Source organism: Asaia lannensis NBRC 102526 (genome assembly GCF_024054035.1).
GTDB classification, from domain to species: Bacteria; Pseudomonadota; Alphaproteobacteria; order Acetobacterales; family Acetobacteraceae; genus Asaia; species Asaia lannensis.
In genome coordinates this window covers 259,128-283,817 of sequence record NZ_JAMXQU010000001.1, presented here as the reverse complement: position 1 = coordinate 283,817, position 24,690 = coordinate 259,128, and the positions used below count along the sequence as shown (strand labels likewise).

At 60.2% G+C, this 24,690-nt stretch carries 25 protein-coding genes; 11 read left to right on the top strand and 14 right to left on the bottom strand.

Annotated features, from left to right (window positions below; all coding sequences use genetic code 11):
* Positions 1–3: 3 nt before the first annotated feature.
* The 3 genes from NF685_RS01270 to cobD all read right to left on the bottom strand — a co-directional run bounded on the left by NF685_RS01270 (position 4) and on the right by cobD (position 3,466).
* Positions 4–1,038 carry a helix-turn-helix domain-containing protein gene (locus NF685_RS01270; RefSeq protein WP_222546490.1) on the bottom strand — a complete coding sequence of 345 codons (1,035 nt, stop codon included), beginning with the start codon at positions 1,036–1,038 and terminating at the stop codon, positions 4–6.
* Positions 1,039–1,121: 83 nt separating this feature from the next.
* Positions 1,122–2,216, bottom strand: coding sequence for a tRNA dihydrouridine synthase DusB (gene dusB / locus NF685_RS01265; RefSeq protein WP_222546489.1), 1,095 nt, complete (start codon positions 2,214–2,216; stop codon positions 1,122–1,124).
* A 185-nt stretch (positions 2,217–2,401) separates the two neighbouring features.
* Positions 2,402–3,466: a threonine-phosphate decarboxylase CobD gene (cobD, locus tag NF685_RS01260; protein WP_252848270.1), complete on the bottom strand. Its 1,065-nt coding sequence runs from the start codon at positions 3,464–3,466 to the stop codon at positions 2,402–2,404.
* 8 nt (positions 3,467–3,474) lie between these two features.
* On the opposite strand from cobD, the gene cbiB reads away from it, so the two are divergent.
* Positions 3,475–4,524 carry an adenosylcobinamide-phosphate synthase CbiB gene (gene cbiB / locus NF685_RS01255; RefSeq protein WP_252848269.1) on the top strand — a complete coding sequence of 350 codons (1,050 nt, stop codon included), beginning with the start codon at positions 3,475–3,477 and terminating at the stop codon, positions 4,522–4,524.
* Positions 4,525–4,535: 11 nt separating this feature from the next.
* Positions 4,536–5,192 (top strand): 5,6-dimethylbenzimidazole synthase, encoded by a 657-nt coding sequence (gene bluB, locus NF685_RS01250; protein ID WP_252848268.1) that lies wholly within the window; start codon positions 4,536–4,538, stop codon positions 5,190–5,192.
* A gap of 65 nt (positions 5,193–5,257) precedes the next feature.
* On the opposite strand, the gene NF685_RS01245 is transcribed toward bluB, so the two are convergent.
* Positions 5,258–6,166, bottom strand: coding sequence for a LysR family transcriptional regulator (locus NF685_RS01245; RefSeq protein WP_252848267.1), 909 nt, complete (start codon positions 6,164–6,166; stop codon positions 5,258–5,260).
* A 241-nt stretch (positions 6,167–6,407) separates the two neighbouring features.
* Between NF685_RS01245 and NF685_RS01240 the strand changes: the two genes are divergently transcribed.
* Positions 6,408–6,875, top strand: coding sequence for a hypothetical protein (locus NF685_RS01240; protein WP_252848266.1), 468 nt, complete (start codon positions 6,408–6,410; stop codon positions 6,873–6,875).
* A gap of 50 nt (positions 6,876–6,925) precedes the next feature.
* Here NF685_RS01240 and NF685_RS01235 read toward each other — a convergent pair whose 3' ends face one another.
* The 3 genes from NF685_RS01235 to cobU are packed head-to-tail and all read right to left on the bottom strand — an operon-like array spanning position 6,926 to position 9,486.
* Positions 6,926–8,359 (bottom strand): cobyric acid synthase, encoded by a 1,434-nt coding sequence (locus NF685_RS01235; protein WP_252848477.1) that lies wholly within the window; start codon positions 8,357–8,359, stop codon positions 6,926–6,928.
* 14 nt (positions 8,360–8,373) lie between these two features.
* Positions 8,374–8,982, bottom strand: coding sequence for a cob(I)yrinic acid a,c-diamide adenosyltransferase (gene cobO / locus NF685_RS01230; RefSeq protein WP_252848265.1), 609 nt, complete (start codon positions 8,980–8,982; stop codon positions 8,374–8,376).
* A 9-nt stretch (positions 8,983–8,991) separates the two neighbouring features.
* A complete protein-coding gene (cobU, locus tag NF685_RS01225; protein WP_252848264.1) occupies positions 8,992–9,486 on the bottom strand; it encodes a bifunctional adenosylcobinamide kinase/adenosylcobinamide-phosphate guanylyltransferase in 495 nt (164 codons plus the stop codon).
* 48 nt (positions 9,487–9,534) lie between these two features.
* Here cobU and cobT point away from each other — a divergent pair, with 48 nt between their 5' ends.
* Positions 9,535–10,557 carry a nicotinate-nucleotide--dimethylbenzimidazole phosphoribosyltransferase gene (cobT, locus tag NF685_RS01220; protein ID WP_252848263.1) on the top strand — a complete coding sequence of 341 codons (1,023 nt, stop codon included), beginning with the start codon at positions 9,535–9,537 and terminating at the stop codon, positions 10,555–10,557.
* A complete protein-coding gene (locus NF685_RS01215; protein WP_252848262.1) occupies positions 10,558–11,331 on the top strand; it encodes an adenosylcobinamide-GDP ribazoletransferase in 774 nt (257 codons plus the stop codon).
* 84 nt (positions 11,332–11,415) lie between these two features.
* Here the strand turns inward: NF685_RS01215 and sodC are convergent, their stop codons facing one another.
* Complete coding sequence (gene sodC / locus NF685_RS01210; RefSeq protein ID WP_252848261.1) at positions 11,416–11,946, bottom strand: superoxide dismutase[Cu-Zn]; 531 nt, start codon at positions 11,944–11,946, stop codon at positions 11,416–11,418.
* 360 nt (positions 11,947–12,306) lie between these two features.
* Between sodC and NF685_RS01205 the strand changes: the two genes are divergently transcribed.
* From NF685_RS01205 to NF685_RS01195, 3 genes are all read left to right on the top strand, one after another.
* Entirely contained in the window at positions 12,307–13,425 is a 1,119-nt protein-coding gene (locus tag NF685_RS01205; RefSeq protein WP_252848260.1) for a catalase family peroxidase, read from the top strand.
* Positions 13,422–13,973, top strand: a complete 552-nt coding sequence (locus NF685_RS01200) for a cytochrome b (RefSeq protein WP_252848259.1) — start codon at positions 13,422–13,424, stop codon at positions 13,971–13,973. The genes NF685_RS01205 and NF685_RS01200 overlap by 4 nt, the downstream gene beginning before the upstream one ends.
* Positions 13,974–14,114: 141 nt before the next feature.
* Positions 14,115–15,149, top strand: coding sequence for a hypothetical protein (locus NF685_RS01195; protein ID WP_252848258.1), 1,035 nt, complete (start codon positions 14,115–14,117; stop codon positions 15,147–15,149).
* 115 nt (positions 15,150–15,264) lie between these two features.
* On the opposite strand, the gene NF685_RS01190 is transcribed toward NF685_RS01195, so the two are convergent.
* Together NF685_RS01190 and NF685_RS01185 are read right to left on the bottom strand one after the other, a co-directional pair.
* On the bottom strand, positions 15,265–15,732 hold the full coding sequence (locus NF685_RS01190; RefSeq protein WP_222546477.1) for a hypothetical protein: 468 nt from the start codon (positions 15,730–15,732) through the stop codon (positions 15,265–15,267).
* Positions 15,733–15,896: 164 nt separating this feature from the next.
* Complete coding sequence (locus tag NF685_RS01185; protein ID WP_252848257.1) at positions 15,897–16,889, bottom strand: aldo/keto reductase; 993 nt, start codon at positions 16,887–16,889, stop codon at positions 15,897–15,899.
* Between the two features lie 140 nt (positions 16,890–17,029).
* Between NF685_RS01185 and NF685_RS01180 the strand changes: the two genes are divergently transcribed.
* From NF685_RS01180 to NF685_RS01170, 3 genes are read left to right on the top strand one after another with little or no spacing between them, the layout of a single operon-like run.
* The gene (locus NF685_RS01180) at positions 17,030–18,394 is read left to right on the top strand and encodes an O-antigen ligase family protein (protein ID WP_252848256.1); all 1,365 of its coding nucleotides are present in this window, start codon (positions 17,030–17,032) and stop codon (positions 18,392–18,394) included.
* A 14-nt stretch (positions 18,395–18,408) separates the two neighbouring features.
* On the top strand, positions 18,409–19,371 hold the full coding sequence (locus NF685_RS01175; protein WP_252848255.1) for a CobW family GTP-binding protein: 963 nt from the start codon (positions 18,409–18,411) through the stop codon (positions 19,369–19,371).
* A 5-nt stretch (positions 19,372–19,376) separates the two neighbouring features.
* The gene (locus tag NF685_RS01170; RefSeq protein ID WP_222548659.1) at positions 19,377–20,402 is read left to right on the top strand and encodes a WD40 repeat domain-containing protein; all 1,026 of its coding nucleotides are present in this window, start codon (positions 19,377–19,379) and stop codon (positions 20,400–20,402) included.
* Between the two features lie 134 nt (positions 20,403–20,536).
* On the opposite strand, the gene NF685_RS01165 is transcribed toward NF685_RS01170, so the two are convergent.
* The 4 genes from NF685_RS01165 to mtnA all read right to left on the bottom strand — a co-directional run bounded on the left by NF685_RS01165 (position 20,537) and on the right by mtnA (position 24,509).
* A complete protein-coding gene (locus NF685_RS01165) occupies positions 20,537–21,001 on the bottom strand; it encodes a nuclear transport factor 2 family protein (protein WP_252848254.1) in 465 nt (154 codons plus the stop codon).
* Complete coding sequence (locus NF685_RS01160) at positions 20,998–22,311, bottom strand: adenosylmethionine--8-amino-7-oxononanoate transaminase (RefSeq protein ID WP_252848253.1); 1,314 nt, start codon at positions 22,309–22,311, stop codon at positions 20,998–21,000. The genes NF685_RS01165 and NF685_RS01160 overlap by 4 nt, the downstream gene beginning before the upstream one ends.
* 22 nt (positions 22,312–22,333) lie before the next feature.
* Entirely contained in the window at positions 22,334–23,221 is an 888-nt protein-coding gene (locus NF685_RS01155) for a DUF2272 domain-containing protein (RefSeq protein WP_252848476.1), read from the bottom strand.
* Between the two features lie 184 nt (positions 23,222–23,405).
* Positions 23,406–24,509, bottom strand: a complete 1,104-nt coding sequence (gene mtnA / locus NF685_RS01150) for an S-methyl-5-thioribose-1-phosphate isomerase (protein WP_252848252.1) — start codon at positions 24,507–24,509, stop codon at positions 23,406–23,408.
* Positions 24,510–24,690: the final 181 nt, after the last annotated feature.

The following is a 24,690-nucleotide window of genomic DNA, read 5'->3' as shown; positions in this document are numbered from 1 at the left end:
CTGTCATGACCGTGACCGCCCTGCCTCGATGCCGAGAAGCTGCAAGCGCTTGCGCAGCGTATTGCGATTGATGCCCAGCAGGGCCGCAGCCCTGATCTGGTTCCCGTCGGTTGCCTTGAGCACAAGACGAAAAAGCGGACGCTCCACCTCCGCCAGAACACGCGCATGGAGCGAACCCTGCACATCGGTCTCCAGATCGAGCAGAGAAGGCAGATAACGCGCCATCAATCCCTGAAAAGAAGCGGCATCCTGTGCCATATCCGCCTGATGCAGCTCTGCCAGGCGGGCTGCGGTCACGATTGTCGCAGCATTTTTCCGGCCCGCGTATTTCTGCGTCACATAATGGAGCAGCTGTCTGATCTGACGGAAATTACCCGGCCAGTCCTGCGACGCCATCCATTCGAAACATCCGGTCTGAAACGAGAAAGACGCTCCCCCCTGCCCTGACCAGACAGAAGCAAGCGCCGGAAGATCCTGCTGCCGCTCACGGGCAGGAGGAACCGCAACGCATCTGTCTTCAAGCAGAGATGAGAGCGCATCATCCATGCGACGATCCTGCATCATGCGTGCTGGCGTCCATGAACTGGTGCAGATCACGGCTGGTCTCTCACCCGCCTGACGCTCCCTTATCAGCGCGTGCAGATCGGCCTGCAGGGCAGGTTCGGCAAGACCGATTTCGTTGATGAACAGACAGCCCGTCTCGCCATCGCTGAGGGCATCGTCCAGAGAAAGGCGATCGATCACTGAAACGAAACGTCCGCGTCGCCCGCAATGGGCCCAGAGATAACGCGCGGCACGGGTTCTGCCGCTACCTGCCTCACCGATCAGACCATGCACGCCGAAGGTGCGAAGTGCCTCATCCAGCCTGTCACGCAGTTTTCGGACCGATTCGGACTGACCGTCGAAACCGAGGCTGGTCGGCACCCCTCCTCCGATCGTCCTGCTCGTACTGCCCCCTGCCTTTTCCGACCGGTCGGAACCGCCCCCATCGCATGCCCCGGACGAGAGACGTCCGGCTGCCCCGTGTCCCTCAGGCACCGCCGTCACAGGCAATACGACCGGCGAGACAAGGCCGGACGCGGCGGGGCTTGCAGACTGGGGAAACGGTCGGGGGCGTGCATTCAGGCGGCTTCTTCGATCGCATCCGGGCGCTGATGCGTCGATTCGCGATCGCGTATCACACCATTGGCAATCTGCTGATCGTAAAAGGCCGTCAGATGGTCGATCACATCCTGCGCCTTGTCCATCTTGTTGATGCTGGCACGGAAAGCTGCCGAGCCCGGCAGCCCATGCGAGTACCAGGAGACATGTTTGCGTGCGAGACGCAGTCCGGGGCGCTCGCCAAAATGGTCGAGCATCATGCCGTAATGACGCAGAACGATCGATTTCTCCGTCTCAAGATCGGGATCGGGCATGTTTTCACCCGAACGCAGGGATTGGGCGACCTGAGCGAGAAACCACGGGCGACCGTAGCAGCCACGTCCGATCATCACGCCATCGGCGCCCGAGGCGGCAAGAGCATCGCGCGCGTTCTGGATGGAGACGATATCGCCATTCACGATGACTGGCAGCCTGACACTGTCCTTGACCGTGCGCACGAAATGCCAGTCTGCCGTTCCGTTATAGAACATCTGTCGTGTCCGGCCGTGAACCGTCACGAGACGGATCCCGACATCCTCGGCAATACGGGCCAGCCTTGGCGCATTGAGCGACTGATGATCCCAGCCCATACGCATCTTGAGTGTAACGGGAACCGATACGGCCTTGACCGTCGCCTCAAGCAGAGCGGCCGCCTTGATCTCGTCGCGCATGAGCGCCGATCCTGCCGATTGACCGACAGCAACCTTTTTCACGGGGCAGCCGAAATTGATATCGATCAGGTCGGCTCCCTGATCGACGGCAATTTTCGCCGCCTGGGCCATCGCCTCGGGATCGCATCCGGCAAGCTGAACCGAATTCGGCCCGTTCTCGGCGCTACGCGCCATGCGTAACGTATTCTCATTTTCGCGCACCATCGCCCATGAGGCGATCATCTCCGACACGACAAGACCAGCACCCAGCTCGCGCGCCAGCTGACGAAAAGGCAGATCCGTCACACCTGACATCGGAGCGAGAATCACCGGCGTATCGATCACGACACCATTGCCGAGATCGATCGGGCGTAGCTGAAGGCCGCGGCCCGACCCGGCCCCGTCTGAAGAAGAAGGATTGCTCATGATTCCTCAAGGATACCGATGCGCCCGGCGCGAAGCAATCGGAGATCGCATCCATGCCCTTGGGGCCAGAGCACCCAGTCTGGCTGAGACCATGGTGCATGAAGAGAGGGTGACAGGCAGTATCCGGGCATTAGAGAAAACGCGCAGCCGTCAGGTCCGTGATCGCGAAAAGCCCGGCGGTACTTTCACACCCCTCCTGTATCGAGTGCCTTGACATCGAGTGCTTTGGCAAGACGCATCAGACCTGTCTCATCAGCCGGAAGGCCGAAACGGAGCAATGAGGCATCCCAGTCGAAACGACGTACGAGTATGCCTGCCCGCGCCAGACGCTCCCACAAGGCTGGAGCATTGGCTGAGCGGAACAGGCCGAACAGCGATGTCCCCCCGACAAATTCGAACCCAGCCCGGGTAACGACGTGGCGCAGGGCGGCCATCTCTCTTTCGAGACGCCTCCCCATGTCGCTGCGCCAAGCCCGATCGCGCAGGGCTTCTGCTGCAATATGACACCCTGCCGTCGAAATCGCCCATGGTCCTATCGCAGTACGCAACGCCTGGACGACCGGGTGCATGCCGAGCAGAAATCCTATTCTCATCCCGGCAAGCCCGTAGGCCTTGCCGAAGGATCTAAGGACGATCAGCGACGGATGTGGCAGGAGCGAAGCCGCGCTCTCTCGGGCAAAATCGGCATAGGCCTCATCGACGACGAGAACGGCATTCGCCCGCGCATGCGTTTCGGCCAATGAGGCGATTTCCGCCAGCGTCAGGGCATGACCTGTCGGATTATTGGGGGCGCATATCACGGTTACCCCGTGGCGTTCGGGCAGCGACAGGGCTCCACCATACGGCAGGTGCTGAACGGGTATCCTGGCTTCACGCCATGCCGCCTCGTGCCCGCTATAGGTAGGAGAAAGGATACGAACCCCTGCCACGATCTGTCGACGCATGAGAAAACCGGGCAGCAGACCGATCAGAAGCTGCGTTCCCGGCGCTGCGAGAACGCATGACGGGGATACGCCATAGGCTTCGGCAGCGGCATGGCGAAGAGCTTCCTCCTCCATCGGGTCAGGCAGGCGTGCATGCAGGGCGCTATCCGGCTGCGTAAAGGGAAAGGGATGGGGATTGATGCCCGTCGAAAGATCGATCCACGGTTTCGGTGCCTCGGGGAACAGGTGAGCCAGTTCGCTCAGGCGACCGCCATGCGCCGGCCAGGGCGTCATGCTATGTTCGCATTCCTCGTACTGACCGGCCATTCTGATCCATGTTCCTTTCCCTGACGCTCTGCGCCCTCCTGACGGAAGGGCTCATCGGCTATCCCGATGCCGTATTCCGGCGGATCGGTCATCCGGTAACATGGATCGGCCGCCTGATCACCGCGCTCGATCACTGGCTCAATCCTGCGATCTCTCCCACACAACGTGCCGGTGAGATCGGCAGCGTTGCTCCGGCGGAAGAAAACCGAGGGCTCAGATGCCGAAACCCTTCCCCTGAAAGCGCTGTATGGCAAACCCGCGCGCTCGGGCTGGTGGCCCTGCTTCTCATCGTCGGCCTGCCCGTGGGGGTGACCCTTGTCGCACAGGCGATTGCCGCACGCTTTTTACCCGCCTCGCTGGTTTTCGTGTTCGAGGCGATTTTTGCCAGCACGCTGATTGCGCAGAGATCGCTTTACAGCCACGTAAGAGCCGTGCTGATCGGGCTGAGATCCGAAGGTCTGGCCGGAGGACGACGCGCCGTTGCCATGATTGTGGGGCGCGACCCCGAAACACTTGATCGCGCCGGAGTGGTTCGTGCAGCGATAGAAAGCCTTGCAGAAAATTTCTCGGATGGCGTGGTAGCCCCTGTTTTCTGGATGGCCGTCTTCGGTCTGCCCGGTGCAGTGGCATACAAAGCCATCAACACAGCCGACAGCATGATCGGCCATCTGACGCCGAAACATACGGAATTCGGCAGGGCGTCTGCCCTGTGCGACGATTGCGTGAACAGTCCGGCCTCACGCCTTGCGGCCTTATGGCTCGTTCTCGCATCGGCCAGCCTCGGAAGCGGGATGGTCAGGGCAATACGCGCCGTATGGCGCGATGCCGCGCGTCATCGTTCCCCCAATGCAGGCTGGCCTGAGGCTGCCATGGCCGGAGGCCTCGCTTTGCGTCTTGCAGGCCCAAGGCAGTATAAAGGGGTTCTGGTTGCCGATTCCTGGATGGGTGACGGGCGATCAGAAGCAGAACCCGGCGATCTGTCTCGCGCGCTGAGACTCTATTGCCTGGCCTGCGCTTTTCAGGGCGCGTTTCTGCTTGCGCTGCTTGTCTGGATCTAGGGAGTCTGTCGTTGCACGACCCGGCCTGTCTTACTGCTCCGGTTTTCGACCGGGATTTTCGCACCCAGCTTGAAGCTCTTTTCCACTGGCGACGCGACGTACGCCATTTCCGGCGCGATCCGGTGCCAGAAGAAAGTCTCGATGCGCTCCTCGCCCTGACCTGCAGCACCCCCTCGGTCGGGTTAAGCCAGCCATGGCGCTTCATGCGCGTCGACGATCCCAAACGACGTGAGGCGGTGCGAAAGGAATTCTCCGCGCGCAATGCCGAGGCTCTCGCCGCGCGTCAGGATTCGGATGGCGCAGCCTATGCCAGGCTGAAACTGGCCGGTCTTGAAGATGCGCCGCATCATATTGCCGTGTTCTGCGATCCCGACCCTGCACAGGGCAGAGGCCTCGGTCGCCTCACCATGCCGGAGACGGTACAATGGTCGGCGGTCATGGCCATACATACGTTCTGGCTGGCCGCGCAGGCCCATAATATCGGTCTCGGCTGGGTATCCATTCTCGACCCGAATCACATGACCGATCTGCTCGATGCCGAACCACAATGGCAGTTCATGGCCTATCTCTGTGTGGGTTATCCCGAGCAGGAGAACAACACGCCGGAACTGGAGAGACGTGGATGGGAGCAGCGTTCGGAAGAGCGTCTTCGCTGGATCAGGCGCTGATACGTCGAACAACAGTCCCGCAACAACTCTGGCAACACTAACACCGGGCATCGCGTGCAACCCGCTCAGGCGGGGAACGGCAGTCCCTGCACAGCGCAGATCATCCAGTCGATAAACAGGCGTACCGATGCCGAGCGTTGGCGCGCGGGATATGTGTAAGCAAGAACATCGCCCGGCTCAGCCGACCATTCAGGCAAGAGTTTCTGTAGGCGGGGCGAGACGCTCGGATGATCGTAGAGAAAATCGGGTAAAACCGAATACCCCTGCCCTGCAAGTACACTTTCCACAATGAGGTTGATCGGCCCGAGCGACAGATGGGGCGAGAGACCCAGAAGACGAGGCTCGCCACCACCGGTCATAAGCCAGCCATCCCTGCCCGGCATATCTACATAACCGATGAAGGGTATGGCATGCAGATGATCGAATGAGGTGATCGGACCCAAACGATCCGCATAATCGCGACTGATCACGAGATGGCGCTGAAAACTCCCAACACGCCTGACATGCAGGGATGGATCGTCGAAAGGACGCGTTCTTATAGCGACATCGAACCAGGTCATCTGTGCTTCCGGCACATCGTCGGAAAGAGAAAATCTGATCTGGCAGGAAGGATAACGCGCCGCAAAAGCATGCACGACCGGTAGCACGACATACCGCCCATAGGCGGCATTGGCGAGTATGTGTAGGGCCCCCTGAGGGATCGCGCCATGGTTTTGCGTATCGAGAAACGCCGTCTCTATCGCCTCTATACCCGACGTACAGCGTCGGTAAAAAACTTCGCCCGCCTTCGTTGGCAGGAGCTGTTTTGACGTACGGAGCAGAAGATCTGTCTGCAAGGCCGCCTCAAGCTCAATGACCGCTTTACTTATCACGCTTTTTGACACCCCCAGAGCCCGCGCAGCCCCTGAGATCGATCCAGCTTCAATCACAGCGATAAAGTAGGTTATGCCATTGAAATTTATCTTTTTTCTCATTGGTTCCCTCAATGACCGTTCTAAAAAAGTACACACCCCGTCGCAAAAACTGTCCTTGTTTTTACTTATCGTTTCAGCCGATGGTGCTTTTCGTAAAATTCAATCAATCATTTATGTCACGACAGTCATACTCGTTACAGACCGTTAAAAACCTTTAGTTGCCCAAAGAGGTAACCTCGCATTTACGAATATCTCGCTAGAGAACGCGGCGTATTTCAAAAAATCAAGACCGGAGATCGAGATGCATCATTTCAATTCCCATTCATTTATAGATGAAGAAACAGGACATAACTGGAATTTTTACGATAAATCCAGTGAGTTTGTCTGCAATCATACTTCGTATCAATGCGACTATTACGAATCGAAAATGGTATTCGACGGCATTGATCATGCATCCGATGGGATGCACGAACCGGTTTGCCCCGTTACCGATCATCTCGATGATGCTATTTCCTTCCTCGGGTCAGATACCGGCCTCTTGCATAAGACGCGCAACGACCCGGTATCGATCCGCGTCGTATGGAACCTGCTCGAGAATGTTTCGCGGGTTTATCTTCCCAAGATCACCACGACGAGCGACCACGACACTGTGTGTGTCTCTGTAAAAGGCGATCCTTACGCTGTTCGGGAAAATGGGGTCATGCTCGATGCGCTCAACTATGTGCGCACTCTTCTGTCCGAGACCTCCCGGGCCCTACCGGCATTCTGAAAGCCGGGAGTCAGCTCGGGTCGCGCCAACCCGCTCGCTTGCCCGCCCGGTTAGGTGATCGACAAAAGCCGATCAATATCCACATGCTTTTCCAGATGATCGGCCAGTCCATCGAGCGCCAGCTCGATACGGGTGCGATTGTCGAACGGCTCCGACTGCGCGCCCCATTCCGCCATCAGTGCATGACGCGCTCCGGCCCTGTCGAACACGCCGTGCAGATAAGTGCCGCAAATGCGCCCATCTTCCGATCGCGCTCCATCGACTTCTCCGTTCGAGAACCGGATCATCGGGCGTGACAGGGCTGCACCCGTGGTCCGACCCGCGTGAATTTCATAGCCTGCTACAGGTGTATTGCCGGGTAGCAGACAGCCATCATTCTGCTGCACGGTCTTTCGCGGTGTGATGCGCGTCTCGATATCCAGATAACCCAGCCCCTCACGCGTTTGCGGGCTTCCCTCGATCCCGTCGGGATCAGCCAGCTGGTGGCCGAGCATCTGATAACCGCCGCATAGCCCGAAAATACGTCCACCCTGTCTGTAATGGACACGCAGATCCATGTCCCAGCCCTGCTGACGCATGAAATCCAGATCGGCGATGGTCGCCTTCGATCCCGGTAGAATCACCAGATCGCAGGGGGGGAGAGCCTCGCCGGGCGGGATAAAAGCCAGAGTAATCGACCGTTCGGCACGCAGAGCGTCCAGATCGTCGAAATTGGCAATCATCGGCATGAGAGGCACCGCTATGCGCAAGGCGCCGCTTCCCTGCCAGCCCGCCGGCAGATCGCCTGTATCCTCCGGGGGCAGGTCGCGCATCCCGGCAAAAAACGGCACGAGACCGCAAGGCGCCCAGCCCGTTTCATGGGCGATGAAATCCATACCGCTCTCGAACAGGGTCGGATCGCCTCTCATGCGATTGACGATAAACCCCTTGATACGACGCGCATCAGAATCGGGCAGAACGGTTTGCGTGCCGACCAGACTGGCAATCACCCCGCCCCTGTCGATATCGCCGATCAGAATAACCGGCAGGTCGGCGGCTTCTGCAAAACCCATATTGGCAATATCGTTTCGACGCAGATTGACTTCCGAGGCCGACCCGGCCCCTTCGACGAGGACGATATCGGCTTCGGCCTGCAGGTGGCGAAAGCTCTCGAGCACGGACGGCATCAGCAGGGGTTTGACCTCCTGATAGGCTCTGGCCTGACGATGCCCCCATACCCTGCCCTGCACGACGATCTGCGATCCCTGCTCGGATTGAGGTTTGAGCAGCACCGGATTCATATGCACGCTTGGGAGCACCCCGCAGGCCATGGCCTGAAGGGCCTGTGCCCGCCCGATCTCTCCCCCATCGGGCGTAACCGCCGCATTGTTCGACATGTTCTGCGGTTTGAAAGGACGCACGCGCAAACCGCGTCGCGTCAGGGCGCGTGCCAGCCCGGCAACGAGTACTGACTTGCCGACATTCGACCCGGTCCCCTGAAACATCAGGGCAGGCGGCTTCAAAATTCGAAGCCCTTCTGGGCTTTCACGCCGTCCTTGAAATGATGCTTTACCAGCGTCATTTCCGTGACGAGATCGGCAGCATCCACAAGCCAGGGCGGCGCATTGCGCCCGGTTACCACGACATGCTGATTGGCCGGACGTGCTGCAAGCCCGCCGAGAACGGTCGCTTCGTCCAGATATCCGTAACGCAAGGCAATATTGAGTTCGTCAAGCACGACAAGGGCCACATCGTCACGTGAAAGGGCCTCAAGTGCCTGTTCCCAGGCACGATGGCAGGCAGCGATATCGCGTTCGCGATCCTGGGTCTCCCAGGTAAAACCTTCGCCAAGCGCATGAAACTGCACAAGATCGCCAAAACGGTCGAGCGCATGACGTTCCCCCGTGTCCCATGCCCCCTTGATGAACTGCACCACCACGACCTTACGCCCATAACCGAGCATACGCAGGGCAAGCCCGAAAGCCGCGGTCGATTTCCCTTTGCCCGGCCCGGTATGGACAGCAAGAAGCCCCTTTTCGATGGTTTTCCCGGCAACCTCGCGATCCTGCACATCCTTGCGATGCTGCATCTTGAGGCGGTGGCGCTCCTGATCGGGATCGGACGTCATTTCATTCACTCACTTCATTTCCAGAACGCAGCCCGCGGCCACAAACAGAACACGATCCACATGCTGTGCCAGACGCTGATGCAGCAATCCCGCCTCATCGCGAAACCGTCTGGCAAGGGCGTTTTCAGGCACGATTCCAAGGCCGACCTCATTACTCACGAACACGGTCGAAGCGCTCCGCAGATGCAGGGCATCAAGCAGGGTTTTCGTAGCCTGTTCAATATCCTGTTCACCGAGAATTAAGTTCGTCAGCCATAAAGTGAGGCAATCGACCAGAACCGGCCTGGATACGTGCAAGGCAGAAACAAGATCGAGCGGCGCTTCGACCGTCTCCCAACCCGGCGCGCGCTGTGCCCTGTGCAGGGCGATACGCGCGCGCATTTCGTCGTCCCAGGCGCGCCCGGTGGCGATATAGCGCCAGGGGCCCGGTTCGGCTGTCACAAGAGCCTCGGCATGGCGGCTTTTTCCAGATCGGGCACCCCCGAGTACGAGAACAGATTTCATGACCCGGTTCCTCTTGCGAAACCGCGTATATCCCAACAGAAAGGGCCCATGTCACCTTTTCGTTCTCTCGACGCCCTGCATGAAGCCTGCACCAGCCTTACGGCAGCCGATCCGTCATCGATCGCCATGCTTGTCCGTCAGGATGCGCAACTGACGAAGCCGGCCGGCAGCCTCGGCAGGCTGGAGGACATCGTGAAATGGTTCGGCGCATGGCGTCCCCTCGCAATCGCACGCGCCGAGATCTGTCTTTTTGCCGGCAATCATGGCGTGCTGGCTCAGGGCGTTTCGGCCTGGCCCGCAAGCGTCACCGAAGCGATGATACGCAATTTCCGTCAGGGAGGTGCTGCGATCAACCAGCTTGCGCGCGAGGTCGATGCTGGCTTGCGCGTTGTGGAGCTGGCCTCTCTCACCCCCAGTGCGGATATGACGCTTGCCCCCGCCCTGACGGAAGCCGAATTCCTGCACGCCGTCTCGACTGGCTATGACAGTGTCTCCCCGCAATGCGATCTGCTGGCTCTGGGAGAAATGGGCGTTGGCAATACGACGGCCGCTGCGGCCCTTGCGGCAGCCCTGTTCGGCGGCGATGGACAGACATGGGCCGGGCGCGGCGCGGGCCTTGACGATGCGGGTGTGCAACGCAAGGCGAATGCCATCGATCGCGCCCTGTCGCGACATGGGCGCGATCATTCCCCACTCGCTCTTGCAAGACATTATGGCGGCTGGGAGCTGGCGGCCCTTCTCGGGGCGACCCTGGCGGCACGCCACTATCGCATTCCTGTCCTGCTGGACGGTTTTGTCGTCACAGCGGCCGTCGCACCGCTTGCCCTGCTTGACCCGACAGCCCTCGATCATACGATGCTTGGCCATTGCTCGCACGAGCAGGGCCATCGCCATCTGGCTGCCCGTCTGGGACTGACGCCTCTGCTCGATCTGTCCCTGCGTCTGGGAGAAGGCTCCGGCGCTGCACTGGCCATCCCGCTTGTGCGGGCGGCTCTCGCCTGTCACAATGGCATGGCCCGTTTCGACGATCTCGCCATAGACGATCAGAACAATCGACCTATCAAGAGCTAGATGCCCATATTCCGCGCGGATTTTGCTGCTGGCCTCAGCCTGCTGACACGCCTGCCCACCGACTGGCTCTATCCATCGGACCGGGCGATCGATCTGGCACGATCCAGCTGGTGCTGGCCATTGATCGGGGGGGCCGTAGGTGCCTTGACCGGCGCAGTCATGGTTGGCTGTATCTGGCTCGGTATGCCCGCCATCGTTGCCACAGGCTGGGCCATCGCCTTTCAGCTCTTTCTGACCGGCGCGCTGCACGAAGACGGCTTTGCCGATACGGTCGACGGTTTTTTCGGGGGCCGCACCGCCGAGCGTCGCCTCGACATCATGCGCGACAGCCGCATAGGCAGCTATGGCGGTCTGGCATTAAGCCTGCTGATGCTGCTGCGCGGAGGCACAATGACCACCTTGGCCGCCCAGCCGCTGCATATCGTCTCGATACTGGCTACGGCAGGCGCATTTTCACGCCTGTCGCTCATGCTTCCGCTTCTCTGGCTCCGACCGGCAAGGGCCGATGGCCTCGCCCATGAGCTGCGTCATCTGCCTGCGCGCAGCCTGCTTGTGGCCATCGTCCTGACAGCGCTGATCGCAAGCTCTCTGTCCGTTCTGGGTGCACTTTCCCTGTTTCTCATGGCCTGTCTGGCCACGCTGGGATTATGCAGCGTCGCCTACCGCCTGATCGGTGGCTATACAGGCGACGTGCTGGGAGCGACGGCCATTATCGCCGAGCTAGTGGTGCTGACCGGTGCAAGCCTCCACGGCTTCGACAAACTGCCCTTCTGACCCCAGCCCTCGACACCCTGGCTCCTTACGGCTTCCGACCCCGGCGAAGAGGCCGACAACGCTTTTGGGGAACAGTCTTTCCGCTTAGTGGATCACTGCGCAGGCAATACGTGCACCGGCACCACCGATCGGCTGGGTCTTATAATCGTCCGGGCTTGTATGAATGACCAGCGCAGACCCATCCGCATCTTCGAGCGCCGGACGACCCTGCGCACCATGCAGCGACACGAGCGTGGAATAGAGCTCGACCGTCGCGCTGCCATCCCCGGCGACATAGAGATTGGGCAGATCGCCTGAATCCGTTGCGTTCGGCGAGAGCAATCCATGCACGACCGGTGTGACAGCATGGACATGCCCCCCGGCACTGATGAATTTCGGCGGGGTACAATTTCCCTTTTCATGAAAATGCATACCGTGCCATCCGGGAGGCAACCCTTCGGCCACAACACGCAGCAGAACCCCCTTGGGCGCATCGGTCACTGTAATCGTGCCATGAGGTTTACCGTCCGTACCGAGCAGGGTACCTGTTGCGGTCTCTGCAGCATGGGCCTGGGTCACGCCAGCGGTACCGGCCAGAAGAAGAAGGGTCAGCATCTTGTGCAGGGCAAAGCGCATGGAACGTACCTCGACGGATTAAGGGGAAAATCAGACCGGAGCATATCGTCACGCATCGCCTGTTGACTGGATGACGGCCGATACGCCGGTTTACAAACGCGGCGAGCTTGCCTGAGTTGAGAGGGCTTCGCAATCGTCGCGAACCCCCATCATCCAGAGCGTTCCGCACGACCCACCCGAGCCGTTCATGCATTGCAAGAGCGCTTCGCAGCCCTCCGCTGAAAAGGCGGCACGGTCTGTCGATTCTAAAACAGATTTTCGTAACATCCGTCGCATCGTTACACTAACGTTTCCTCCATAATGCGACGCCCCTTTCACCGATATCGTACCGGTCGGGACGTATGCCTGAGGCGCAATTTCATGGCTCAAACACCACCCGGCCCTTCTGCCGGACTTGCACGCTGGCTCGGCGTGGCGTCTCTACCCTGCATCCTGCTTGCGGGTTTCGCCTTCGCTGGGGGATGGTTCAGCCCGCATCGCCTGACGCCGGACACGCTGATCGCCGCCCTTCAGGGGGTGGACGGTCGTCACCCCGGATTCCGGCGCAATCATGCCAAAGGCGTTTGCGTTGCAGGCTGGTTCGAAGGAAACGGCGCCGCAACGGCCTATTCTACAGCATCTTTTTTCAGCTCCCATCGCGTTCCGGTCATCGGGCGGTTCGCTCTGGCAGGCGGTATGCCCTATCAGGCCGACGCACCCGGCAAGGTACGCAGTCTTGCGCTGAGCCTGCGTGAGGCCGACGGACAGGAATGGCGCATGGGGATTAACGACATCCCGCTTTTTCCGGTCAGTACCCCCGCGGATTTCCAGGCCCTGCAGCAGGCTCTGCGTCCCGATCCAGGAACCGGCAAACCCGATCCTGTCCGGATGACCGCGTTCAGGGCGGCGCATCCGCATTTTGCCGAAGCCGGAGCTGCCCTTGCTGCACGACCGATCACCAGCGGTTTCGAAAACGATACCTATCGCAGTCTCGACAGTTTTCTGCTGCATGACGGCAAAGGCGCTGTCACACCCATGCGTTTTGCAATGGTCCCTGTTGCAATGACCCCCGCAACAACCCCGGTGGCTGGGTCCATTCCCTCTGCTCCGCTCTCCGAAACAGGTGAAAACGCCTTGTTCGTCCAGCTTGCCAAGACCCTTTCCGCGCATCCCCTGCGCTGGAGGCTTGTCATCACGCTGGCCGGTCCGGGCGATACGATCGACGATCCGAGCAGGGTCTGGTCGGCGCAAGACCGGCAGATCGAAGCCGGTACGCTGACTCTCGACAAAATCGACAGCGAAGAAACAGGCGCCTGCACCGGGATCACGTTCGACCCCCTTGTTCTACCGGACGGTATCGGCGCCTCGAACGATCCTGTGCTTCAGGCCCGGTCTGCCACTTATATGCGTTCCTTCGCCGAGCGTTCGCGCGAGCCTGCGCCCCGGCCTGCCATCACACCTGCCGTGTTGCATCAAAAGGAACAGGAGAAAGCCTCGTGAACGGACATAAGGCTTTCGCGCTTACATCGCGCCTGCTGCACTGGCTGATGGCCGTGCTCATTCTCGTCATGCTGTTCGTGGGCCTGTTCATGGCATCGAGCGTCGGCCCTGCCTATCACGGTCTTGTATCGTTTCACCGTTCTCTCGGTCTTGTCATTTTCGTTCTGGTTGGGCTCAGGCTCGTCAATCGCTGGATCCACCCGCCCCCGCCTCTTCCGCATGGCCTGCCTGCTCTCATGGCATTCATGGCAACCGTCTCGCACTGGGCTCTTTATGCCCTGATGATCGCTCTTCCCCTTGTGGGATGGGCCATGCTCTCTGCAGGGGGTTATCCCATCCCGGTTTTCGGCAATGCCTTCCTGCTCCCTCCGATCCTGCCTCACGATGCTGCACTCTGGGGCTGGCTGCGTCTGGCTCATACGGTTCTCGCCTTCACCCTCTTCGCGCTCGTCATGGCTCACAGCGGTGCAGCCCTGTTCCATTTCCTGATAAGGCGCGACGGCGTCATGCAGAGCATGATCCATTCCGATACGACACTGCCCGATTGAGAATGCCGAAATCGAGCTTCCAGAATAAGACCGTCGACCATTCCACACGGATAACGAACCCGTCAGAACGACCGGGATCGCTTGTCAGGCCAGCCGCACAGCGCCATGGAAGAGCTCCTGTTTTTCCGGAGTGTCCGATCCATGACACGCGTTCTTCATCTTGCCGCCGCGCTCGGGATGCTTCTCCCCTGCGCCGCTTTTGCCGAAAACCGCGACACGGCCAATCTGTCTCGTACAGATGAACTCTGTGCTTCCGTTGCCCGTGTCATACCACTCGATAGTGACAGGCCCTCACCGGCCGATCTTGCCGGCTTGAAGGGCTGCGATAGCGAAGCTCTGTATTTCGGAATCGGCAGAAAGGCCGACCCCGCACAGGCGCGAAACTGCGCTTTTGCAGAAGCTGCCGGGGAAGACGAACAGGCTGTTCGTGGCTATTCCGGCCGCCATATGCTGATGATGATCTATGCCAATGGCAGGGGCGCAAAGCAGAACATCCCATATGCCCAGCATCTAGCCTGTACGAGTTCCTTCGCTCCTGCGGAACGGACGGAACGTGTCGACCACCTGCAGGCCATGGCAGACGGCAACGATCGCCGTGAATTCGACTATTGTGACGATGCCACTGCCGGGGTGACCGGTGGCTTTTGTGAAGCACACCATGCCCGGATTGAAACCCAGAGCCTGAACGCAATAATCGACGCCTTCGCAGCGACCCTGTCCCCCAAGGCAAAGCCCTATTTCGCCCGTCTTGTCGCTCAGCAGAAACTCTGGGGAGAGGCAAGAGCATCCAACGAGACGGATCTGTCAGGCACGCTTCGCTCAGCCTTCGAGATACAGGAAGTTCAGTTACAGCTGCGCGACTTCACGCAGATGCTTGGCCGCCTCGAACGCAAGCCTCTGCCTCGCCTGGGAAAAATGCAGCTTCAGGCAGCCAATACACGCATGAACGATGCGCTTATCCGCCTTTCAGGCCATGAGGCCATCGGGGGTACGACGATCGGTTTCGACGGTATAAGACAGGCGCAGACAGCTTTTCAGGCCTACCGGCAGGCTTGGGGGAGTTTCGCATCCATCGCCTATCCACAATGGGATCATGACGCTGCTCAGGCATGGGTCACAATGAAAAGGGCTGACATGCTCGACCACATGGCTGCGTGGCTGAAAGATGCCAAATAGCCGGGCATGCAAAGGACTGATGCGCAGAGCAAGCATCGACAACCGGCTGGCCCACAGGCATGAAAAAAGCGGCCCGAAAGCCGCTTTTTCCTGCTCTTCAGTCTGAACGGGACTCTCAGTCGACCAGCTGGAAAGAGAGACCCTGACCGCCTGCGGCAAGATGCGCACCGCGCGTTGCCGTGGTGATCTTGATCTTCACGCCATTGCTGTTGCTCAGCACTGCGCCGCCGATCCCGCGATCGAGCGTGGCGTCGCCGTTGAGCGCACCGTAGCCACCGTCGAAATCATGCAGGGTCTTGAGGTTGTAGACCACACCGGTCGCTTCGATCTTCGAGAAACCGACAGCCGCGATGTTGCCGCCCGAAATCTTGAAGCGATAGGTCTTGTGGCCGTAGGTGAGTGTGCCCTGACCCCAAGTGTAGCCAATGCCGACATCAGCCGACTTCGCTGTCAGGGTGACATGGCCGACAGGCGTACCGAGCGCATCGGGAGCTTTCGGGTCAGCATGAGCGACCGGCATGACGGCCAGCGCCGCAGCAGCGAAAGTGGAAGCAGCAAGGGCACGACGGGTAAATGCGCGCATTGTTCTTGTTCCTCTCAGAAAGGTAATGCGTTGTGCGGCGTTAACACGGGGCGGCCCTGTTCGTTCCCGATGTGACACAGGATCGCGCGGCGTTGATCGATGTGACAAGCGACAGCCGCAATTTTCCTGTTCCGGACAAACGTTTCAGGGCCATTGCGAGGCGATCAGCTACGCTGGGGCGGCGCCATGAAATCGGGCTCGATCGGATCGGGCACGTTCTTCCTCAGAATCGCTTCGATATCGGCCTTGTCCTGCGCAGTCAGATTCCAGCCATAGGCTTCTGAAACACCATCGATCTGTTCAGGCTTGCGAGCACCCCACAGAGCGACGGTCGGCCCCTGGTCCAGCACCCAGCGTATGGCGAGCGCCAGCATCGACTTGTTGTGACGGGCCGCAATCGCCTTGAGTTCTTCGACTGCCGCCAGATAGTGCCCGAAAACGGGCTTCTGGAATTTCGGATCGCTGCTGCGCAGATCGTCCTTCGGAAAAGTCGTTTCCTCCGTCATCTTCCCAGCCAGCAAACCGCGGCAGAGGGGACCGTAGGCCATTACGATGGCGTCATGCGCCTTGGCATAGGGCAGGATATCGCGCTCGGTCGTGACACGCTCAAACAGATTATAGGGTGGCTGGATCGAGCTGATAGGGGTCACGGCCTCAAAGCGGTCCATGTCCGCAACCGAGAAATTGCTGACACCGATGGCCCGTATCTTGCCTTCCTGACGCAGCTTTTCCAGCTCGTGAGCCGTCTCTTCCACAGGGGTCTTGCCATCGGGCCAATGCACCTGTTCGAGATCGATCACATCCGTTTTCAGGCGACGCAGGGAATCCTCGACCTCCTTGCGTATGCGTTCAGGGCGACTGTCACGATAGACCTTGTGATCTTCGGTCCAGGCAAGACCGAGTTTCGTGGCCAGCACAACCTTGTCGCGCTTGCCGCCTTCGAGTGCACGCCCGATCACCTCCTCGCTGTGGCCGAACCCGTAAACGGGGGCCGTATCGATGAAATTGATGCCGTTATCGATCGCCTTGTGGATCGTGCGTATGGCGTTGTCATCGTCGGGGCCGCCCCACATCCAGCCACCGATGGCCCAGGTCCCGAGCGCAATGCGGGTGACGGGTTTCTCGATATTCCTGATGTGGATCGTATCGGTCGTCATGACATGTCTCTCCTGACATAGAGGTCGTATGACGATTCATACGACGGGCAGACGGTTTCGTTGCCTAATCTGCACCTGACCTGCGCCTCGCCCGTGCCCTCACTTGCGCCGCCCGTCATGACCGGGCATCACCGCAGATCATGACACGCACGATCCGCTTCACCTCCGCGCTCGATCGCCTCGGTTTCGTGGCGACTCTGCTCCTGCCGGTCTTTCTGACCCATGGCAGACTGTTTTCAGAGATCATGATGGATCTGCTGGCCGCAGGGCTGCTGGTGCGTTCGGCCACAGGGCTCGGCTGGGGCTGGGTCAGACAGTTCTGGGTGCGTGTCGCCCTGCTCTGGTGGGTGTGGCAGCTTGTCTGCTCCCTGCCCCATATCGGTCTCGGCTCCTCTCAGGCGCTTACCCAGGCCCTGCTGGCCATACGTTTTCCATTGATGGCCGCAGCTCTTCAGGTCTGGACGCTGCGAGACGAAAAATCGCGCGAGACGATGCGCTGGGTACTGGTTGCCTGCTGCGGCTATTTCGTTCTGCAATTCGTGGTGCAGGCCATATTCGGACACAACCTCTTTGGTTACCCGCGCTATATCGATGGCACGCTTACCGGGCCCTACGCGCATCCACGTGCCGCAGCGCCATTCTCCCGTCTCGTTCTGCCCGTCATGATGCTGGGCTGCGCCTGGCTCGTGGCCCGTTCGTCTCCGGCAGTCGCCAAAGGGAGCGCACAGCGCGCGCCGTCGATCGGTTCCTTTCTGGCCATGAGCGGGCTGGCCATTCTCGTTCTGGGGCTCATGGTTCTTGCCGGACAGCGTATTCCCATGGCGCTGACAGCGCTCGGTATTGCTGTCTGTGCGCTGTTCTATCGCCCCTTGCGCCCTGCTGCACTGATGGGCGCGCTCAGCCTGCCGATCCTGGTGCTACTGACCCGCATCCTGGCGCCTCAGGCCTTTCAGCATCTTATCGTGCTCGCGGCACACCAGCTTTCGCATTTCTGGCAATCCCATTACGGGCTGCTGTTCACCCGCGCCGTCATCATGGCGCAGGCCCATCCCGTCACCGGTCTTGGATACGACGCCTTTCGTCATGCCTGCGCCAATCCGGCCTATCAACATGGCCTGCCTTGGCTGAGCACGGCCAGCGATGGGGGCGGAACGACAATCTGCGTGCAGCATGCGCATAATCACTACCTGCAGGCCCTGACCAATGCCGGCATACCGGGGCTTTTCCTGTTCGGTGGGTTCGTGTTCGCCTGCCTGCGTGCGCTCTGGCCTGTAAACGGCGCCCATCACGCCTGGCGCATCGGCCTCTTCGCCGCCTTTTTCGTTCAGGAATGGCCGCTCGCTTCCGCCAGCGACTTTCTCAATCTGCCGCTGGGCGGCTGGGCGTTCACCCTGCTCGGCGTCGGTCTTGCCGAAGCCACCGCCCTGACCGCCACCTCTGTTCCCCGGCACGGCGCCACCCTATATGCTGAGCCACAACCAGTTTCACGACCCATTTCTCGATAAGATCCGGAGTGCCGATGTCCGAGACCAAGATCCCCGTCACCGTTCTCACCGGCTTTCTCGGTGCCGGGAAAACCACCCTGCTCAATCATATCCTCTCGGCCGAACACGGGCGCAAATATGCCGTGCTCGTCAATGAATTCGGCGAGCTCGGCGTCGATGGCGATCTTGTGGTCGATGCCGACGAGGAAGTGTTCGAGACCAATAATGGCTGTATCTGCTGCACCGTGCGTGGCGATCTGATCCGTATCCTCGGCAGTCTGCTGCGTCGTCGTGGCAAGTTCGACGGTATTATCGTCGAAACCACCGGCCTTGCGGATCCCGCCCCTGTGGCCCAGACCTTCTTCGTTGACGAAAACCTGCGCGAGAAATCCCGTCTCGATGCCGTCGTGACCGTGGTCGACGCTTACAACGTAATCCAGACTCTCGACGAGAGCCCCGAGGCCGTGCGTCAGGTCGCGTTTGCGGATGTGATCATTCTCAACAAGACTGATCTGGTGGACGAAGCCGGGCTCGAAGCCATCGAGGCGCGCCTGCGCAGTATCAATGCCAGCGTGCAGATCCATCGTGCCCAGCACAGCGCGGTCGCGCTCAGTGCCGTGCTCGACCGGGGTGGGTTCGATCTCGAGCGTGCGCTCGAAACCATGCCGGATTTTCTCGAAAACAACGAGCACTCGCATGAAGAAGGCGTGACCAGCATGTCCTTCTCGGTTGAAGAGCCGCTCGATGAGCAGCGTTTTCAGGCCTGGATCGGTGCGATCCTGCAGGAACAGGGTGCGGATATCCTGCGCTCGAAGGGCATCATGCATTTTGCCGGCAAGGATGAGCGTTTTGCGTTCCAGGCCGTGCATATGATGGCCGATGGCGATTACATCGGCAAAGGCAAGGAAGGCGAGAGCAAGGAATCGCGCATCGTCTTCATCGGGCGCAACCTGAACCGCCCGCAGCTGCGTCGTGGCTTCGAGAGCTGCCGCGCATGAGCGAGATGACCGAACTCCTCGCCACGCGCGGCGCGGAAAAGACCACCGGCTCGCCCATTACCGCCGTCGCCTGTGCGCGTGACGGCCAGACCTTTGCACTCGGGACGGTTGAGGGTGAGATCTTTCTCATTCCCGTTGCTGGGCTCAAGCACCCCGAGACCTGGCAGCGCATCGAAGCCCATGACGGCGCGGTGCTGTGCCTTGCTCCCGATACGGGCAAGGCAGGATTTGTCAGTGGTGGCGAGGATAACCGCCTTTGCCGCACCCTGCCCGATGGGACGGTGAACGAACTGCACAAGGGGCGTCGCTGGGTCGATTGCGTTGCCACGACCCCGGATCATCTGGCCTTCTCGACCGGAAAGCAGCTCGAAATCCGCGATGCTACGGGTCAGACCACCCTCAAGGTGCTCGACCATCCCTCGACCGTTACGGGTATCGTTTTCGATGCCAAAGGCAAGCGCGTCGCGGCTTCTCATTACAATGGCGTATCGATGTGGTTCGTCGGTGCCAAAGTCGACACCGTGCGCCCCCTGGAATGGAAGGGCAGCCATACGGCGATCGCCATTCATCCCGCAGGTGAAGCCCTCGTGACCGCCATGCAGGAAAACGACCTTCATGGCTGGCGACTGTCCGACGGTCATAACATGCGTATGAGCGGCTACCCCAAGCGCGTGACCTCGCTGTCCTTCACACGCAATGGTCGCTGGCTCGCCACTTCGGGGGCCGATGCCATCGTGCTCTGGCCCTTTTTCGGCGGTGGCCCGATGGGCAAGCCCCCGACCGAACTGGCCCGCCTGCCCGGCGTGTTCTGCTCGGCCGTGGCGGCTCATCCGAAAAACGACATCATCGCCGCTGGCTTCGAAGACGGCTCTGTCCTCCTGGCCGAACTCGGCTCGGAACGCGTGCTCCCCATCTGCCTCGGCAAACGTGGCAAGGTGACAGGCCTCGCCTTCTCTCCGCTTGGCGGCGTGATGGTGTTCGGGACGGATGACGGCGTGATTGCCGCGATCGATCTTTCCTCAGCCAGTTAGGTCGGTCACGGGGCTTGGTCCCGTATCCCACCGAAGGACGGTCGTCCTTCGGAAACCTGCCCAGGGAGCGTAGGATGAAAGGGACACGTCCCTTTCATGGGAGCGGGGCAGGGCTCCATAAATTTCCTGCCGATCTAAAGACCGAGATCGCTGAGCGAAGGATGGTCATCCGGGCGACGGCCCTGAGGCCAATGAAACAGCCGGTTTTCGGGAAGAATAGGCAGGTCGTTGATCGATGCCATGCGATGGCACATCAGCCCCTCTGCGTCGAATACCCAGTTCTCGTTGCCGTAGGAACGAAACCACTGGCCCGATGCATCATGCCATTCATATGCAAAACGTACGGCTATACGATCGCCATGGAAGGCGAAAAGCTCCTTGATCAGGCGATAGCCCTGCTCTCTTTCCCATTTGCGTTCGAGAAATGCGATAATGGCCGGACGGCCCTGAAGGAATTCATCGCGGTTACGCCACAGACTACCGGGGCTATAGGCCAGGGACACCTGCGAAGGATTGCGGCTGTTCCATCCGTCCTCGGCACGACGGACCTTCTGGCGTGCGGTTTCTTCCGTAAAAGGCGGAACGAGAAGCTGGGTCATGTCATTCCTCTCGGGCGGGCTTCACGGGCAGGTTTTCTGAACGCCTTGTCCTGCACGACCCTGAACACCGCATCGGTAAGAATTTTCAGATCATCGGGACTTATGGTGAAGGCCGGGGTGAGATAGACGATATTGCGAAATGGCCTGATCCAGACACCACAGGCGACAAGGGCGGCCTTGAGCCGTGCCATATCCTCGATAGCGTCCAGCTCCACCACCCCAATGGCGCCCAGCACGCGCACATCGCGCACATGAGGCAGGCTACGGCAGGGTTCCAGCAGCTCGCAAAGCTGTTCGGAAAGCGCAGCGACCTGCGCCAGACGCGGCTCACGCTCGAACAGATCGAGCGAGGCACAGGCGGCTGAACAGGCCAGCGCATTGGCCATGAAAGTGGGGCCATGCATCAGTGCGGAAAGCGGTGAATCGGAAAGAAACGCCTCGAAGACGTGACGACGCGCCACAGTGGCGGCAAGCGCCATGGTGCCACCGGTCAGGGCTTTGGACAGGGTCACCATATCGGGCACGATCCCGGCCTGTTCGCAGGCAAACAGGGTGCCGGTACGTCCGAAACCGGTAAAAATCTCGTCGAGGATCAGCAATACATCATGCTTGTCGGCGAGTTGCCTGAGCCGTGAAAGCACGTCGGGCGTATGGAACACCATGCCCCCCGCGCCCTGAACCAGAGGTTCGGTGATGATGGCGGCAATTTCGCCGCGTCGCGCGGTCAGAAGCGCATCAAGCGCCTCGTATCGCGCGTCGTCGAGAGGGAGATCGGCAATCACCTGCTCGGGAAATACCCCGCTGAACAGGCTGTGCATACCTTCTTCAGGATCGCAGATCGACATGGTGGCGAGCGTGTCGCCGTGATAGCCGCCGCGGAACGAGAGAAGCTTCGTACGTCCCGTGACGCCACGATTGAGCCAGTACTGTATGGCCATTTTCATGGCGACTTCGACAGCCACCGATCCACTATCGGTGAAAAAACTGTGATCGAGATCGCCGGGAAGCAGGGCAGCAAGACGCGCGGACAGTTCTCTGACCGGCGCATGAACCAGCCCGCCGAGCATGACATGGGGCATGGTATCGAGCTGGGCGGCTACACGCGCCCTTATATGTGGATGATTGTAGCCATGACAGGCCGTCCACCATGACGCGATGCCGTCGACCAGAGAACGCCCATCCTCAAGGATGATACGCGTATCCTGCGTGCGCGCCGCGACAAGCGGTTCAGGCGCGGTCTGCATCTGGGTATAGGGCAGCCAGACGGCGCTCAGGGCATTTTCACCCGAAGCGGGCGGGGTCTCGGACATCAAGGATCACCGACAGGGAGGATCACTGGCCGCTATCGGGCTCGCGATCTGCATCGTAAAGAACCTGCAGCACCGCGCACCATGGATAACGCGTATCGTAGAACTGCCCCTCAGGCGTGGCGAGCGCGCCATTGGAATCGGTGGGCACGTGGGTGAGCGATACCGTATCGTCCACATTACCGCCGATAATGCTCAGCTCGTTGCCGAAGGGAGGCGCGTTCTGATGCGTGGCCACCACAATGCCGCAATGCGACGGAAAACCGTAGGAAGTCGGCAGCATCGAAAAGGTCACGCTGCGGCTCTTGCCGCGCCCGACACACAGCAGATCGCCCAGTTGCGGCACATAGGTCCTAGGGTCCTGTGCACGTAGCCCGGTGGACTGACCCGAAGCCGCCGCATTGATATAGGTCGAATGATTGGGCGAATAAGGGAAGCGGTCATTCGCCCCGGCAACGCGCATCACATAGGAGATGAAAGCGGCAGACCATGCATAATGGCCATCGTTTTCCGGGCGGAAAAGCTGGCCGTCCGCATTGTATTTGCCGCTCCATGAGACTTCCGTCTCATAGGGGTCCTGACCGATCCACCAGTATTCCCCCACGCGCTGCCACAGACCCGGAATACGCTCGGGCTTGAGCGAGGGCGCGCTGGGTTCGGGGCGGTCTTCGGGATCGTCATCGCTGACCGGATTGCCGAACATGCGCCATTCGCGCATGGCAATGGCCACGACGTCCTGACGGTTGAACGGCACGAAATTGCGCGAGGCGAAATCGGGCACATGCCCGTCATAGCCATATGACCCCACGCGACCGTTGGCGTATTGCGCCATCGGCGTCTGCGCCGGATTCTGCGAAACGGTCTGACCGGCATTGGAGGCACAGCCTGCAAGCAGAGCTGCCACGCCGAGCATGAGAACAGAGCGCCCCTGCCTGACCCGGCAACCCTGTGAATACGACAATAAAGAAGACAGTCCGGCGCCCATGATGTTTTTCTACTCCCTGTATGCGCAACGAGCGCCGAACAGCGCCGGTTCATTACAGTGAGATAGGAACGAGAGCGGCGCTCCGGTCAAGTGCCGCCCTTTTGACAAATGATCAGCCTGCCTGATCGGGGAACAGGGCCGCAAGTGCCTCCGCACGTGCATCACAGCGACCGCGCTCGGTGATCAGCCCGGAAACGAGACGTGCCGGGGTCACATCGAAGGCAGGATTGGCCGCCCGGGTAATATGCGGTGTGACGCGCACGCGCGCTGCCTGACCCTGTTCGTCGATACCGTGCACATGGGTCACTTCCTCGCCCGAACGCTCTTCGATCGGAATTTCCTTCACGCCATCGGTTACGCGCCAGTCGATGGTGGACGAAGGCAGCGCCACCCAGAAAGGCACGTCATTGTCGTGAGCGGCCAGCGCTTTGAGATAGGTACCGATCTTGTTGGCCACATCGCCCTGTCGTGTCACGCGATCCGTACCCACGATCACCAGATCGACCTCGCCATGCTGCATCAGATGACCACCGGCATTATCGGCGACCAGCGTATGCGGCACACCGTGCGCCCCGAGCTCCCACGCCGTCAGCAGCGCCCCCTGATTGCGCGGACGGGTTTCGTCCACCCACACATGCACGGGCAATCCGGCATCATGCGCCATATAGATCGGCGCGAGCGCCGTACCCCAATCGACCGTCGCAATCCAGCCTGCATTGCAGTGGGTGAGGATATTCAGACGCTCCTGTCCGGGGCGGCGCTTTTCCCAGAGGGTACGGAACAGCTCCAGACCGTGACGCCCTATGGATTCATTGACCTGCACGTCCTCGTCGCAGATCGCATCCGCCTCTTCATAGGCGGCTTTCACACGGGCCTCGGGGGCAAGCGGCTGCAGATGCGCCACCATACGTTCGATGGCCCAGCGCAGGTTGATGGCTGTGGGGCGCGTTTCGACCAGACGTGCGGCTGCCGCAGAAAGCCCCTCGTCGCTCGCATCCTTCTGCAGGGCGAACGCCAGACCATAGGCAGCCACAGCACCGATCAGGGGAGCACCACGCACCTGCATGGTACGAATGGCATGGGCCACCTGATCTTCCTCGCGCAGGGCGAGGATATCGAGCGTCCAGGGCAGTTTCGTCTGATCGAAGATATGAACCAGCTTGGGGTCATGTGCGTCGCGCCAGACGCTGCGATAGGGCGTGCCGTTGATTTTCACGTGGAGATCCGTCTTCTGGGCGTCATGGTGAGAGGGATACCATGTGGCAAATTAGGGGGCGGGACTCAAGTTCCACCGCCTTTCTTTCAGCGCCCCTTCCGTCGATCTTCACGGAACGGACATGCATCGTTGCCGCTTTTTCCCAGCGCCCCAGCGGGAGGGAACGGTTTTACGCAACACC